We start from the raw sequence: 17,079 nt of genomic DNA on the forward strand, positions 1-17,079 counted from the left end.
GGGCCCCATGTCCAACGAAGCCAAGCTCCGCGACTACCTCAAGCGCGCCACGGCGGACCTGCGCGAGGCACGACAGCAGGCCAGGGAACTGGAGGAGAAGGCCCACGAACCCATCGCGATCGTGGGCATGGGGTGCCGCTACCCGGGCGGGGTGAAGTCCCCGGAGGACCTGTGGCAGCTGCTGTCGGAGGGGCGCGACGCGATCTCCGGCTTCCCCGAGGGACGGGGATGGAACCTGGACGGCTCCGGCGCCCCGGCCCGGGACCAGGACGCGCGGGGACCCGGCTCGATCCCCACCCGGAGCGGCGGATTCCTGCACGACGCGGACCTGTTCGACGCGGGGTTCTTCGGCGTCTCGCCGCTCGAGGCGGAGGCGATGGACCCGCAGCAGCGGCTGCTGCTGGAGGTGTCCTGGGAGGCGCTGGAGCGGGCGGGGATCCGTCCCGACACCCTGAAGGGCAGTGCGACCGGTGTCTTCACCGGGCTGATCTCCGGGGAGTACGTCTCCCGGCTGTCCTCCGTCCCCGCCGAGGCCGAGGGCTACGCCGGTACGGGGAACACGGCCAGTGTCGCGTCCGGCCGGGTGGCCTATGTGCTGGGGCTGGAGGGTCCGGCCGTGTCGGTGGACACGGCGTGCTCGTCGTCGCTGGTGGCGCTGCACCTGGCGGTGCAGTCGCTGCGGCGGGGCGAGTGCTCGATGGCGCTGGCCGGCGGTGTCACCGTCATGGCGGGCCCGTCCACGCTCGTCGAACTCGGCAAACAGGGCGGTCTGTCCCCGGACGGCCGGTGCCGGGCCTTCGGTGAGGGGGCCGAGGGGACGGGGTTCGGTGAGGGTTGCGGCGTGCTGGTGTTGGAGCGGTTGTCCGATGCGCGGCGGGCTGGGCGTCGGGTGTTGGGGGTGGTGCGGGGTTCGGCGGTGAACCAGGACGGTGCGTCGAACGGGTTGACGGCGCCGAGTGGTCGGGCGCAGGTGCGGGTGGTGCGCGGGGCGTTGGGGGACGCCGGGTTGGCGGCGGGTGACGTCGATGCGGTGGAGGCGCACGGGACGGGCACTCGGTTGGGGGATCCGATCGAGGCGCAGGCCTTGCTGTCCGCGTACGGGGCGGGGCGTGAAGTGCCGTTGTGGCTGGGCTCGGTGAAGTCGAACATCGGTCATACGCAGGCCGCGGCGGGTGTGGCGGGTGTGATGAAGATGGTGCTGGCGATGCGGCACGGGGTGTTGCCGCGGACGTTGCACGCGGAGGTGCCGTCGTCGCATGTGGACTGGTCCTCGGGCGGGGTGGAGCTGCTGGCCGAGGCACGGGAGTGGCCTGAGCTGGGCCGGCCGCGACGGGCGGGTGTGTCCTCGTTCGGGATCAGTGGGACGAACGCGCATGTGATCGTGGAAGGGGTCACCGAAGAAGCAACTGCCTCTCCCGATAGCCCTGTTGAGGATCCGGACGTGGTGCCGTGGGTGGTGTCCGGCCGGTCGGTGGAGGCGCTGCGGGCGCAGGCCGGCCGGCTGGCGGAGTACCTGACGGAGCGCCCGGAGGTCGGAGCGGGCAGCGTCGGCTGGTCGCTGGTCGCGCAGCGCTCGCTGTTCGAGCAGCGTGCCGTCGTGACGGGCGCCGGCCGGGAGGAACTGCTCGCCGGACTGCGGACCCTGGCCGAGGGTGGCACGGCGGACAACGTCACCGTCACGCCCTCCACCACGCCCCCCGACGGTCGGCGCGGCACCGTCTTCGTCTTCCCCGGCCAGGGCTCCCAGTGGGCCGGCATGGCACGGGAACTGCTCGCCGGGTCACCGGCGTTCGAGGAACAGCTCCGCGCCTGCGACCAGGCCCTGACCCCGTACGTCGACTGGTCCCTGCTCGACGTGCTGAACGGCCGTGACGGCGCACCCCCGCTGCACCGGGTCGACGTCGTCCAGCCGGCCCTCTGGGCCGTGATGATCGGACTGGCCGCGGTCTGGCGCTCCCTGGGCGTGCGCCCCGACGCGGTGGTGGGCCACTCCCAGGGCGAGATCGCCGCCGCCCATGTCGCGGGAGCGCTGTCCCTGGACGACTCGGCCAAGATCGTCGCCATCCGCAGCCGGGCCCTGCTGCGCCTGGCGGGCACCGGCGGCATGGTCTCCGTCGCCGCCCCGGTCGAGGACGTGCGCGCACTGCTGGCCACCGTCGACGGCCATGCCGAGATCGCCGCGGTCAACGGCCCCTCCTCGACCGTGGTCTCGGGCGGCCCCGAGGCCCTCGACCAGCTCACGGCCCGCTGCGAGGCGGGCGGGATCGTGAGCCGCCGCATCGACGTCGACTACGCCTCCCACTCCGCGAGCGTCGAGCCGCTGCGTGAGCAGCTCCTGGCGGAGCTGGCCGGCATCACCCCCACGACCTGCGACACCGCCTTCTACTCCAGCGTCACCGCGACCGCCCTCGACACCGAGCGGCTGGACGCCGACTACTGGTACGAGAACCTCCGGCGGCCGATCCGGTTCCAGGAGGCCGTCCAGGCCGCGGCCGACGGCGGCCACGGGTTCGTCGTGGAATCCAGCCCGCACCCCGTCCTGACCGCCGGCATCGAGGAGACCCTCGGCGGCGAGCGGGTCGTCGTGGGCTCCCTGCGCCGTGACCACGGGGCCGTCCGGCAGATCCTCACGAACGCGGCCCGCCTCCACACCGGCGGACTGCCCGTCGACTGGTCCCCGCTCTTTGTCGGGGCGCGGCCGGTGGAGCTGCCGACCTATGCCTTCCAGCGCCGGTCCTACTGGCTGAAGGAGGACACCGCCGTCGCGGACGTGGCCTCGGCGGGTCTCGAGACGGTGGGGCACCCGCTGCTGGGCGCGGCGGTCGAGCGGCCCGACGGGAAGGGCTGGGTGCTCACGGGCCGGCTCTCGCCCACGACCCACCCCTGGGCTGCGGACGTTCCGCACGCCGTACTGCTCGAACTGGCGCTGGCCGCGGCCGACCGGGCCGGGTGCGACCGGCTGGAGCGGCTGACCGTCGAGACGCCCCTGAGCCTCGGACGGACCGCGACCGACGTGCAGGTCGTGATCGAGGCGCTGGGCCGCGGCCGCTGCTCCCTCGCCGTCTTCTCGCGGGCTTCCGGAACCTGGATCCGGCACGCCACCGGGGAACTGACCGAGACCCCGGTCGACGCCGGGCCGGCGCCGGCCGCCACGGGCCCGGACCACGAGGTCCTCCGGGCGGATGTGGAACTCCCGGCCCACACCGACCCCGTGGGGTACGGCGTGCACCCGGTGCTGCTGGCCGCCGCACTGCGACCGTTCGCCGGAACCGGTGCGCCCCGCACCTGGTCCGGCGTCGAGCTGTACGCCACCGGGGCCACCGCGCTGCACGTGTCGCTGACGCCCACGGGAGCCGGCACCGCGCGGGTGTTCGCGGTGGACTCGATGGGCGAACCAGTGCTGAGCATCGGTGAAGTGACGATGAGTCAGCAAACCGAGGGCAGGGTCGAGGCCGAGGTTCACGACGACCTGTTCCACCTGGAGTGGACCGCACTCGGCGGCCACGCCGTCCGGCCCTCCTCCGAAGACTCCTTGGGCATGCTCGGCTCCGCCGACGGGCTCGCTCTCCCTGGTGCCGTGGCGTACCCCGACCCGGCCGCCCTGGCCCGGGCCGCCGAGGTGCCCGGCACGGTGATCCTCCCCTGCCCGGACGCGGAGGGCGACGGGCGGGACGTGCCCGGCGCGGCCTGGGCCGTCGCCCAGCGCGCACTGGAGGTGCTGCAGGACTGGCTGGCCGAGGGGCGGTTGGCCCGCTCGCGCCTCGTCGTCCTCACCCGCGGGGCCGTCGCGACCGCCCCCGACGAGGGCGTGAGCGCGCTGCCGGCCTCGGTCCTGTGGGGTCTGCTGCGCTCCGCCCAGACCGAGCACCCGGACCGCTTCGTCCTCCTGGACGTCGACACCGACCCGGACCGCGACACCCTGGCCGCGGCCCTCGCGACCGGCGAGCCGCAACTCGCCCTGCGCGACGGCACCCTGCTCGCCCCCCGGCTCACCCGGACGGCACCGGCCGAGCTCCGGGCCCCGGTGTCGTTGGATCCGGAGGGGGCGGTGCTGCTGGTGGGTGGTACGGGGGTGTTGGGGGCGTTGCTGGCGCGTCATCTGGTGGTGGCGTGCGGGGTGCGGCACCTGGTGCTGGTGGGCCGTCGGGGCGTGGAGGCGCCCGGGGCGGCGACACTGCGGGACGAGCTGTTGGAGTTGGGCGCGCGCACTGTGGAGGTGCGGGCGTGTGACGCGGCCGACCGGGTGGCGCTGGGGGTGCTGGTCGACGAGGTGGTGGCCCAGCGGCCGCTGACGGGCGTGTTCCACCTGGCGGGTGTGCTGCGCGACGGGGTGCTGGTGTCGCTGGGTGCGGAGGCGCTGGGGGAGGTGCTGCGGTCGAAGGTGGACGGCGCGTGGGCGTTGCACGAGGTGACACGGGAGCGGTGCCCCGGGCTGGCAGCGTTCGTCGTGTACTCCTCGGTGTCGGGCCTGATCGGCGGTGCCGGTCAGGCGAACTATGCGGCGGCGAACACCTTCCTGGACGCGCTGGCGCAGGAGCGGTCGGCCCGGGGGCTGCCGGGTCTCTCGCTGGCGTGGGGGTTGTGGGAGCAGGAATCCGGCATGACCGCCGGCCTCGACGAGGGCGACCTCGGCCGCATCCGGCGCTCCGGCGTCCTGCCGCTGCCCACGCCGCGGGCCCTCGCCCTCCTCGACCTCGCGATCCGCGCCCGCCGGCCCGTGGTGGCTCCCGTCCGCCTGGACACCGTCGGCCTGCGCGAGCGCTCCGCCGGGCCGGTGCCCTCCGTCCTGCGCCGACTGGTACGCCGCCCGCGCCGGATCGCGGCCACCGGTGCCGAGTCGTTCTCCCTGGCCGGCCTGCTGTCCGGCGGCCGGGAGGACGAGCGCGGCCGCCGTCTGCTCGACCGACTGCGCGACCAGCTGCTCGAACACCCCGAGGTCTCCCACGCGGTCCCCGTCCTGGTGCGGGCCGAAGATCCCGCGGAGCAGGAGCAGGAGCAGGAGCGGACGACGGCCCGGGCCGAGACCAGGCTCGTGGCCTACGTTCTGCCCGGCCCGTCCCCGAAGGTGCTCCAGGAGCTCCGCGACCGCCTGCCGGCCCACCTCGCCCCCGTCGAGATCCTCGGCGCCGACGAGCCGCACGCCCGGGAGGCGGTCCTCTGCGGGCTCTTCGCCGAACTGCTCGGCCTCACCCGGGTGGCACCCGGCGACAGCTTCTTCGACATCGGCGGCCAGTCCCTGCTCGCCACCCGCCTGATCAGCCGTGTCCGCGGTGTCCTCGACGCCGAGGTCCAGCCCGGCGAGCTGTTCGAGCACCCGAGCCCGGGCGCCCTGGCACTCCGTCTCGGTCACGGAACCGGGAAGCGGCGCACCCGCCTCGCGCCCGTCTCCCGACCGGACGTCCTTCCCCTCTCCTTCGCGCAGCAACGCCTCTGGTTCCAGCACAAGTTGGAAGGCCCGTCGGCGACGTACAACGTGCCGCTCGCGCTGTGGATGTCGGGCGAGCCGGACCCGGCGGCGCTGGCGGCCGCGCTGAACGACGTGGTGGGCCGGCACGAGTCGCTGCGGACGGTGTTCGCGGAGGTGGACGGCGAGCCGTGCCAGCGGGTGCTGGCCGAGTTCGAGGTGCCGTTGGAGACACGGCAGCTCGAGACCGCCGACCTGCGCGGGGAGTTGGACGAGGCCGCCCGGTACGCCTTCGACCTGGCGACCGAAGTGCCCATCCGGTCCTGGCTGTTCAGCGCCGGACCGACCGAACACGTCCTGCTCGTCGTGCTGCACCACATCGCGGGCGACGGGTGGTCCATGGTGCCGCTGGCCCGCGACCTGGCCGAGGCCTACGCGGCCCGGCTGGAGGGTGCGGCGCCGGGGTGGGAGCCGCTGCCGGTGCAGTACGCGGACTACACCCTCTGGCAGCGGGACCTCCTGGGTGGGGCGGACGACCCCGACAGCCTCTTCGGCCGCCAAGTGGACTACTGGCGACAGGAGTTGGCCGACCTCCCGACGGAAGTGAGCGCCCCCGCCGACCGGGCGCGGCCCGCCGTGGCCTCGTACGCCGGAGACGTGACCCCCTTCGCGCTCGACCCGGACCTGCACCGCGCGCTGAGCGAACTGGCCCGCGCCCACGACGCCACCGTCTTCATGGTCCTGCAAGCCGCTCTCGCCGCCCTGCTGACCCGGCTCGGCGCCGGCACCGACATCCCGCTCGGCAGCGGCATCGCCGGCCGGACCGACGAGGCGCTCGACCGGCTGGTGGGCTTCTTCGTCAACATGCTGGTCCTGCGCACGGACACCTCGGGCGACCCGTCGTTCGCCGAACTCGTCACCCGGGTACGGGAAACCAGCCTTGCCGCCTACGCCCACCAGGACGTCCCCTTCGAGTCCCTGGTGGAGGAGATCAACCCGCACCGTTCGACCGCCCACCACCCGCTGTTCCAGGTGGCCCTGACCCTGCAGAACAACGAGCAGGCCCGGTTCCGGATGCCCGGACTCGACGTCCGCCCGGAACTCGTCGGCACCGGGACCTCCCGCTTCGACCTCTTCTTCAGCCTGACGGAGAGCCACGGCGCGAACGGCGAACCCGCCGGCATCGACGCCTACGTCGAGTACGCCACGGAGCTCTTCGACGCCTCCACCGTCGACGCCCTGATCCACCGGTGGACCGCGTTCATGCGCGCCCTGCTCCACGACCCCGCGGCCCCCATCGGCGCGGCGGACATCCTCACCCCGCGGGAGCACGCGCGGATCACCGGGTGGAACGCCGGCCCCACCCGCGACACCACCGGCTCGAGCCTGCCGGCGCTGTTCGCCGCCCAGGCCGCCCGCACCCCCGACGCGACGGCCCTGGTCTGCGAGGACGTCGAACTGACCTACCGGGAGCTGGACGCCCGCGCCAACCGGATCGCCCACTGGCTGCGCGCCCGGGGCATCGGCGCCGAGCAGCACGTGGCCGTCCTCTACGAGCGCTCGCCCGAGCAGATCGCGGCCGTCCTCGGCGTCCTCAAGGCGGGCGCCGCCTACGTCCCCCTCGACCCCGAGTACCTCGCCGAGCGGGTCGGCCACATCCTGGCCGACGCCGCCCCGGAGCTGATCCTGACCACCCGGGCGCTCGCCGACACGATCGGCACCCTGCATGACGGCACCGAGACCGTGGCCACCGACGACCCGGGGACGGCCGCCGCCCTGGCCGGCTGCCCCGACCACGACCCGGAGCCCGCCGCACCGCCGCACCCCGGCCACCCGGCCTACGTCATCCACACCTCCGGCTCCACCGGCGTGCCCAAGGGCGTCGTCGTCACCCACCAGGGCCTCGGGAGCCTGGCGAGCACCCTGCTGCGACAGTGCGCGGTCACCCCCGACTCCCGGGTGCTCCAGCTTTCGTCGCCCGGCTTCGACGCGGCCGTCCTCGAACTGACCATGGCCTTCGCGGCCGGCGCCGCCCTCGTCCTGGGCGGCCGGGACCGCCTCGTCGGCGCCGAATTGGCCGACGTCCTGGCCGACCGCCGGATCACCCACGCGCTCATCCCGCCGTCCGTGCTCGGCACCCTGCCGGCCGGATCCGCCGAGGCGCTCACCGGGTTCCGCACCCTGATCGTGGGGGCCGAGGCGTGCGGCGCCGACCTGGTGCGGACCTGGTCGCCGGGACGCCGCATGGTCAACGCCTACGGCCCGACCGAGTCCACGGTCGTCGCGGCCATCAGCGAGCCGCTCACCGGCGGTGACGTACCGATCGGACGCCCCGTCGACAACACCCGGGTCCGGGTCCTGGACGAACGCCTGCGGCCGGTGCCGCCGGGCGTCCCCGGCGAGCTGTACCTGGCGGGCGCGGGCCTGGCCCGCGGCTACCTCGACCGGCCCGGGCTCAGCGCCCAGCGCTTCGTGGCCGATCCGTTCGGCCCGGCCGGCACCCGCATGTACCGCACGGGCGACGTCGTGCGCTGGACGGCACAGGGGCAACTCGAGTACCTGGGCCGGGCCGACCAGCAGGTCAAGGTCCGCGGCTTCCGGATCGAACCCGGCGAGATCGAGGCCGTCCTGCGCGAGCAGTCCGGTGTCGCCCAGGCCGTGGTGGTGGTCCGCGAGGACCGCGAGGGCGACCCGCGGCTCGTCGCGTACATCGTGCCCGAGGGCGAGGGCGCCGAGGACGACCAGGTGGACGAGTGGCGCGAGATCTACGACGACGTCTACGGCGGCGCCGGGACGGAGACACCCGGGTTCGGCCAGGACTTCACCGGCTGGAACAGCTCCTACACCGGTGAGCCGATCCCGCTCGACGAGATGCGCGACTGGCGCGACGCCGCGGTGCGGCGCATCACGGAACGCCCGCCCCGGCGCGTCCTGGAGATCGGCGTGGGCTCCGGCCTGCTCTTCGGCCCGCTGGCCCCCCGGGCCGAGACCTACTGGGCGACGGACTTCTCCGCGCCCGTGATCGAACGCCTCACCGCCCAGTGCGAGACCGCCGGACTCGCCGACCGGGTACGGCTGCTCTGCCGGCCCGCCGACGTCGTGGACGACATCCCGGCCGAGTACTTCGACACCGTCGTCCTCAACTCGATCATCCAGTACTTCCCCGACGCCGACTACCTGGCCCGGGTCCTGGACGGCGCGCTCGGCCGGCTCGCCCCCGGCGGGCGCATCGTCGTGGGCGACGTCCGCCACCGCGGCTCGCTGCGCGCCTTCCAGACCGGGATCCACCTCGGCCACGCGGCGGAGGACAGCACCGGCGAGCAGCTCAGGGCGGCCGTGGAACACGCGGTGATCATGGAGAAGGAACTGGTCATCGACCCGGACTTCTTCACCGTCTGGGCGCGGCGCCACCCCGAGGCGGTGGCCGGCGTCGACATCCGGCTCAAGCGCGGCGCCCACCACAACGAGCTGACCAGGCACCGCTACGAGGTCGTCCTGCACAAGGCGGACGGGACCGCCCGGGCCGAGTCCCTCGCGGACGTGCCGGAACTCGTCTGGGGCCGCGATCTCACGAGCCTCCAGGACCTGGCGGGCCTGGACACCCTCGCCTCCGGGGCCGGGCCGGTCCGGGTCACCGGCCTCGTCAACAGCCGGCTGACCGGAGAGGTCGCGGCGGCGGAGGAACTCGCGCACGAGGCGTCGCCGCAGCGGCTCCGCGCCCGGCTGAGCACGGGACGGGCCGACGGGACCGCACCCGGGGCCGTCGACCCGGAGGCCCTGCACGAGTGGGGCGAGCGGCACGGCTGCCAGGTGCTGACCACCTGGGCGCCCGGCGCGCCGGACGCCCTCGACGCCGTACTCGTTCCCGGCGGGCGCGCGGACGCCGTCTACACGGACGTGCACCGACCGGCGTACACCCAGGACAAGCCCCTGTCGGCCCTGGTGAACAACCCCCTGGGCTCCCGGACGACCGGACGCGTCCTGGCCGGGCTGCGGGACGCCCTGCGGCAACGGCTGCCCGAGTACATGGTGCCGTCCGCCGTCATCGCCCTCGACGCGCTGCCGCTCACCTCCAGCGGCAAGCTCGACCGGCGGGCCCTCCCGGCTCCCGACTACGCGTCGCGGTCGGCGCGCGGGCCCCGTACACCGCGGGAGGAGATCCTCTGCGGCCTGTTCGCGGAGGTGCTGGGGGTCGACCGGGCCGGGATCGACGACGACTTCTTCGACCTGGGCGGTCACTCGCTGCTGGCGACGCGGCTGGTGAGCCGGGTGCGGTCGGTGCTGGGCGTGGAACTGCCGTTGCGCGCGGTGTTCGAGACTCCGACGGTGGCCGGGCTGGTCGAGCGGTTGTCCTCCGGCGGTGCGGTGCGCCCGGAGCTGGTGGCGGGGGTGCGGCCGGAGCGGTTGCCGCTGTCGTTCGCCCAGCAGCGCCTGTGGTTCCTGCACCGGTTGGAGGGGCCGTCGGCGACGTACAACATGCCGCTCGCGCTGCGGTTGTCGGGTGTGCTGGACCGGGGTGCGTTGAGGGCCGCGCTGGATGACGTGGCGGGCCGGCACGAGTCGCTGCGGACGGTGTTCGCGGAGGTGGACGGCGCGTCGTACCAGCGGGTGCTGAACGGCGTGCGGGTGCCGTTCGAGGTGTGCGAGGTCGAACCCGCCGCTCTGGACGCGGCGTTGGCGGGCGCGGCGCGGTACGCCTTCGACCTGGCGGCCGAAGTGCCCATCCGTTCCTGGCTGTTCGGTACCGGTCCGTCGGAGCACGTCCTGCTCGTGGTGCTGCACCACATCGCGGGCGACGGCTGGTCCATGGCGCCGCTGGCCCGCGACCTGGCCGAGGCCTATGCGGCCCGGCTGGAGGGTGTGGCGCCGGGGTGGGAGCCGCTGCCGGTGCAGTACGCGGACTACACGCTGTGGCAGCGCGAGCTGCTGGACGGTGTAAGGGAGGATGAACTCGCCTATTGGCGTGGTCAGTTGGCTGGCCTGCCGGAGGAGGTGAGCCCGCCCGCCGACCGGGCTCGGCCGGCCCTGGCCTCGTACGCGGGAGAGACGGCGTCGTTCGGGCTGAGCCCGGCCCTGCACCGTGCCGTCGGCGAGGTGGCGCGGGCCCATGACGCCACGGTGTTCATGGTGCTCCAGGCGGCCTTGGCCGTGCTGTTGTCCCGGTTGGGTGCGGGGGAGGACGTCCCCATCGGTTCGCCGGTGGCGGGGCGTTCGGACGAGGCGCTGGACGACCTCGTCGGGTTCTTCGTGAACACGCTGGTGTTGCGGACGGACGTGTCGGGTGATCCGTCGTTCGCCGAGCTGGTCGGTCGGGTGCGCGAGGCCGGTCTGGGTGCCCTGGCGCATCAGGATGTGCCGTTCGAGTACCTGGTGGAGGAGTTGAACCCCCGGCGGTCGGCGGCGCGGCATCCGCTGTTCCAGGTGATGCTGGCCTTGCAGAACACCGAGCAGGCCCGCTTCGAACTGCCGGGTCTGGAGGTTGTGGCGGAGCCGGTGGGCACGGGCGTGTCCCGGGTCGACCTCACCCTCAGCCTCGCCGAGGACCCTGACGGCGGGATGCGCGGGGTCGCGGAGTTCGCGACGGATCTCTTCGACCGGTCCACCGTCGAGGTGCTCCTCGACCGCTGGGTGCGTTTGCTGGAGGGGTTGACCGCGCGGCCGGAACTGCCGGTGGCCCAGGTCGACATCCTCACGCCCGAGGAGCGCCGGCAGCTGCTGCCGGGCCGGAACGACACGGACCTGCCCGCGCGCAGCCTGGTCACGGCGTTCCGGGCGCAGGTCGAGCGGGTCCCCGACGCCGTCGCGGTCGTCGCCGACGGCACCCGGCTCACGTACGCCCAGCTCGACGAGCGGGCCGACCGCCTCGCCCACGAACTGACCGGCCGTGGTGTCGGCGCGGAACGCCTGGTGGCCATCGCCATGCCGCGGTCGATCGGCTTCGTGGTCGCGGTGCTGGCCGTGGTCAAGGCCGGCGGAATGTACCTGTCGCTCGACGCGCGGTACCCGGAGAGCCAGGTCCGCAGGATGTGGGCGGACAACGACGTCAACCTGCTGCTGACCGACTCGCCGACCCGCGTCCCGGCCTTCGTGCCCGGGGACCAGGTGCTGCTCGTCCAGGACGACGCCGCACACGTCCCGTCCACGTCCCCGTCCGCCCCGCCCGCCGGCGACCGCGGAGCGTCCCCCGACCCCGACCGACTGGCCTGCGTCATCTACACGTCCGGATCCACCGGCACCCCGAAGGGCATCGGGCTCACCCACGCCGACATCACGTCCCTGGCCGACGACCCCGTGGTCGGCGGGTACCCCGCACGGGTGCTCCTCCACTCGCCGACCGCCTGGGACGCCCTGCCGTTCGAGCTGTGGATGCCCCTCCTGCTCGGCGGCCGGGTCGTCATCGCCCCCGACGTGCCGCTCGACGGACCGCATCTGCGCGACATCGTCCGCGACCACGGCATCACCTCCATGTGGATCACCGCGGGACTGTTCAAGGCGATGGCCGAGGACCACCCCGACTGCTTCGCGTCCATGCGCCAGGTCTTCACCGGCGGCGAGGTCGTCCCGCAGGGCCCGGTGCGACGCGTCATGGCGGCCTGCCCGGACCTCACCGTGGTCAACGGCTACGGACCGGGTGAGACCACCACCTTCGCCACCCTGCACGCGATGGCGCCCGGCCACGACCCCGAGCCGTCCCTGCCGATCGGCCGGCCGGTCACCGGCAAGCAGGTGTACGTCCTCGACGAGCGCCTCGGCCTGGTGCCGCCCGGCGTGGTGGGCGAGCTGTACGTCGCCGGCGCCGGTATGGCCCGCGGGTACCTGGGGCAGCCGGGGCTCAGCGCCCAGCGCTTCGTGGCGGACCCGTACGGCCCGGCCGGCACCCGCATGTACCGCACGGGCGACCTCGCCCGCTGGAACCGGGACGGCCTGCTGGAGTTCGCCGGCCGGGCCGACCACCAGGTCAAGATCCGGGGCTTCCGGATCGAACCGGGCGAGGTCGAGTCGGGGCTGCGGCGCTGCGCCGGAGTGGCGCACGCCACCGTCGTCGTCCACACCGTCCGGGAGGGTGATGTCCGTCTGGTCGCCTACGTGGTGACCGAGCCCGGCACCGGGTTCGACCCGTCCGCGATCGCCGGGGAACTGCGCGGGCGGCTCCCGGAGTACATGGTCCCCTCCCTGATCACGGCCGTCCCCGCCATACCCCTGACGCCGAACGGGAAGGTGGACCGGGCCGCGTTGCCGGTGCCCGACTTCGGCGCCCTGGTGTCGGAGGGCGGCCGGGGGCCCCGTTCGGCGCGTGAGGCGGCGCTGTGCGAGGTGTTCGCGGAGGTGCTGGGAGTCGAACGGGTCGGGATCGACGACGACTTCTTCGACCTGGGCGGGCATTCGCTGCTGGTGATGCGGTTGATGAGCCGTGTCCGTGAACGGCTGGCTGCGGAACTGCCGTTGCGTGCGGTGTTCGAGTCGCCGACGGTGGCGGGGCTGGTCGAGCGGCTGGCTTCGGGTGCGGTGGCGCGGCCGGAGCTGGTGGCGGGGGTGCGGCCGGAGCGGTTGCCGTTGTCGTTCGCGCAGCAGCGGTTGTGGTTCCTGCACCGGTTGGAGGGTCCGTCGGCGACGTACAACATGCCCTTGGGGCTGCGGTTGTCGGGTGTGCTGGACCGGGGTGCGTTGGCGGCCGCGTTGGATGACGTGGTGGGTCGGCACGAGTCGCTGCGGACGGTGTTCGCGGAGGTGGACGGCGAGCCGTGCCAGCGGGTGCTGGCCGGAGTGCGGGTGCCGTTCGAGGTGTCCGAGGTCGAACCGGCAGTCTTGCGCCGGGAGTTGGATAAGGCTGCGCGGTACGCCTTCGACCTTTCGACTGAACTGCCCATTCGGTCCTGGCTGTTCAGTACCGGTCCGTCGGAGCACGTCCTGCTCGTCGTGCTGCATCACATCGCGGGCGACGGCTGGTCCATGGCGCCGCTGGCCCGTGATCTGGCCGAGGCGTACACGGCCCGGCTGGAGGGTGCGGCGCCCGGGTGGGAGCCGCTGCCGGTGCAGTACGCGGACTACACGCTGTGGCAGCGCGAGGTCCTGGACGAGGTGCGCGACGGCCAGATCGCCTACTGGCGCGGCCAGTTGGAGGAGCTCCCGCAGGAGGTGAGCCTGGCCGCCGACCGCGTGCGGCCGGCAGTCGCCTCGTACACGGGTGACGTGACCACCTTCGCCCTCGACCCGGACCTGCACCGCGCACTGGGCGAGCTCGCGCGGTCGTCGAACGCGACATTGTTCATGGTGCTCCAGGCGGCCTTGGCGGTGTTGCTGTCCCGGTTGGGTGCGGGGGAGGACGTCCCCATCGGTTCTCCCGTCGCGGGGCGTTCGGACGAGGCGCTGGACGACCTCGTCGGGTTCTTCGTGAACACGCTGGTGCTGCGGACGGACGTGTCGGGAGAGCCCTCGTTCGCCGAGCTGGTCGGCCGGGTGCGCGAGGCCGGTCTGGGCGCCCTGGCGCACCAGGACGTGCCGTTCGAGTACCTGGTGGAGGAGTTGAACCCCCGGCGGTCGGCGGCTCGGCATCCGCTGTTCCAGGTGATGCTGGCCTTGCAGAACACCGAGCAGGCCCGCTTCGAACTGCCCGGCCTGGAGGTGGCGGAGGAACCGGTGGGCACGGGCGTGTCCCGGATGGACCTCACCCTCAGCCTCGCCGAGCAGCCCGGCGGCGGGATGCGGGGAATCGCCGAGTTCGCGACGGACCTGTTCGACCGGTCCACCGTCGAGCTGTTCCTCGACAGGTGGGTGCGCTTGTTGCAGGGACTGGCCGCGCGGCCGGAACTTCCGGTCGGCCAGGCCGACATCCTCACGCCCGAGGAGCGGCACCAGCTGCTGTCGGGCTGGAACGACACCGGCCGGGACGTGCCGGCGACGACCGTGCCGGAGCTGTTCGCCGCACAGGCGGCCCGGACGCCCGAGGCCACGGCCCTGGTCGCCGGGGCCGCACGGCTCACCTACGCCCAGCTGAACGCCCGGGCCAACCGGATCGCCCACTGGCTCATCGCCCAAGGCGTCCGACCGGGCGACACGGTGGCCGTGGCACTGCCCAGGTCGGTCGAACTGGTCGCCGTGCTCCTGGCCACGCACAAGGCCGGTGCCGCGTACCTGCCGCTGGACCTGGACTACCCGGCGGAGCGCACCGCGTTCATGTGCCGTGACGCGGAGCCCGCGTACGTGGTCGACGACCTCGACCTGATCAGCGGGCTGCTCGACGGGGACGGCGGTGACGCCACCGGGCCGGCCGTCGAACAGCACCCCGGCCTTCCCGCCTACGTGATCTACACCTCGGGCTCCACCGGGCGCCCCAAGGGCGTTGTCGTCCCGCAGCGGGCCATCGTCAACCGGCTCCTGTGGATGCAGGACGAGTACGGGCTCGGCCCCGACGACCGGGTGCTCCAGAAGACCCCGTCGAGCTTCGACGTCTCCGTCTGGGAGTTCTTCTGGCCGCTCGTCACCGGCGCCACGCTCGTGGTCGCGGAACCCGGAGGCCACCGGGACCCGGCGTACCTGAGCCGGCTGATCCAGACGGAGGCCGTCACCACCGTCCACTTCGTGCCGTCCATGCTGGAAGCGTTCCTCGCCGACGAGTCCACCGCCCGCTGCACCGGCCTGACCCGGGTGATGTGCAGCGGGGAGGCGCTCCCGGCGGACCTGGCCGCGCGGTTCCACGACACGCTGCCCCACGCGGAACTGCACAACCTCTACGGCCCGACCGAGGCCGCGGTGGACGTCACCTCCTGGCACAGCGTCGCCGACCCGGGGGTCGTACCCATCGGCCGGCCGGTCTGGAACACCCGCCTGTACGTGCTCGACGCGGCGCTGCGACCGGTGGCTCCCGGCGCCCCCGGCGAGTTGTACATCGCCGGAGTCCAGTTGGCCGACGGCTACCTGCGGCGGCCGGGGGTGACGGCCGAGCGGTTCGTGGCCAACCCCTTCGGCGCACCCGGCGACCGCATGTACCGCACGGGAGACCTCGCCCGCTGGACGGCCGACGGCGTCCTCCAGTTCCTCGGCCGGGCCGACCAGCAGGTCAAGATCCGGGGCTTCCGGATCGAGCCGGCCGAGATCGAGGCGGCTCTCACCAGCCATCCGGCGGTTCGCCAGGCCCTGGTCGTCGCCCGGGAGAACACCCTGGTGGCCTACGCGGTGCCGGAGGAGGGCGCCGGGATCGACACCCGGCAGCTCCGGGAACACCTGCGGGCTACCCTGCCGGAGCACATGATCCCGGCGGCCGTCGTCCCCCTGGACCGGCTTCCCCTGACGCCGAGCGGGAAGGTGGACCGGGCCGCGTTGCCGGTGCCCGACTTCGGCGGGTCGGTGTCGGAGGGCGGCCGGGGGCCCCGTTCGGCGCGTGAGGCGGCGCTGTGCGAGGTGTTCGCGGAGGTGCTGGGAGTCGAACGAGTCGGGATCGACGACGACTTCTTCGACCTGGGCGGCCATTCGCTGCTGGTGATGCGGTTGATGGGCCGTGTGCGCTCGGTGCTGGGTGCGGAGCTGCCGCTGCGTGCGGTGTTCGAGTCGCCGACGGTGGCCGGGTTGGCGGAGCGGTTGGGTGCCGGTGGTGCGGTGCGGCCGGAGCTGGTGGTGGGGGTGCGGCCGGAGCGGTTGCCGCTGTCCTTTGCGCAGCAGCGGTTGTGGTTCCTGCACCGGTTGGAGGGTCCGTCGGCGACGTACAACATGCCGTTGGCGCTGCGGTTGTCGGGTGTGTTGGACCGGGGTGCGTTGGTGGCCGCGTTGGATGACGTGGTGGGCCGGCACGAGTCGCTGCGGACGGTGTTCGCGGAGGTGGACGGCGAGCCGTGCCAGCGGGTGCTGACCGGGGTCCGGGCGGCGTTCGAGGTGTGCGAGGTCGAACCGGCAGTTTTGCGCCGGGAGTTGGACGAGGCCGCGCGGTACGCCTTCGACCTTTCGACCGAACTGCCCATTCGGGCATGGCTGTTCGGTACCGGTCCGTCGGAGCACGTCCTGCTCGTGGTGCTGCACCACATCGCGGGTGACGGGTGGTCCATGGCGCCGTTGGCCCGTGACCTGGCCGAGGCCTATGCGGCCCGGCTGGAGGGTGCGGCGCCGGGGTGGGAGCCGCTGCCGGTGCAGTACGCGGACTACACGCTGTGGCAGCGTGAGGTCCTGGACGACGTTCTCGACGGCCAGATCGCCTACTGGAGTGGTCAGTTGGCGGATCTTCCCGAGGAGGTGAGCCCGCCCGCCGACCGGGCCCGGCCGGCCGTGGCCTCGTACGCCGGCGACATGACGTCCTTCGTCCTCGATCCGGCTCTGCACCGTGCCGTCGGCGAGGTGGCGCGTGCCCATGACGCCACGGTGTTCATGGTGCTCCAGGCGGCCTTGGCGGTGCTGTTGTCCCGCCTGGGTGCGGGGGAGGACGTCCCCATCGGTTCGCCGGTGGCGGGGCGTTCGGACGAGGCGCTGGACGACCTGGTCGGGTTCTTCGTGAACACGCTGGTGCTGCGGACGGACGTGTCGGGTGATCCGTCGTTCGCCGAGCTGGTGGGCCGGGTGCGTGAGGCGGGTCTGGGTGCGCTGGCGCATCAGGATGTGCCGTTCGAGTACCTGGTGGAGGAGTTGAACCCCCGGCGGTCGGCGGCGCGGCATCCGTTGTTCCAGGTGATGCTGGCCTTGCAGAACACCGA

General features: G+C 73.4%; 1 protein-coding gene. It reads left to right on the plus strand.

Annotated elements, in window-relative coordinates:
* Positions 1-7 precede the first annotated feature (7 nt).
* Positions 8-17,079, plus strand: a 17,072-nt coding sequence (locus tag ACFRQN_RS23875; RefSeq protein WP_380741956.1) for an amino acid adenylation domain-containing protein, incomplete at its 3' end; no start/stop codon positions are given.

Origin of the sequence: Kitasatospora sp. NPDC056800 (assembly GCF_042789775.1) — a bacterium.
Classification (GTDB): Bacteria; Actinomycetota; Actinomycetes; order Streptomycetales; family Streptomycetaceae; genus Kitasatospora.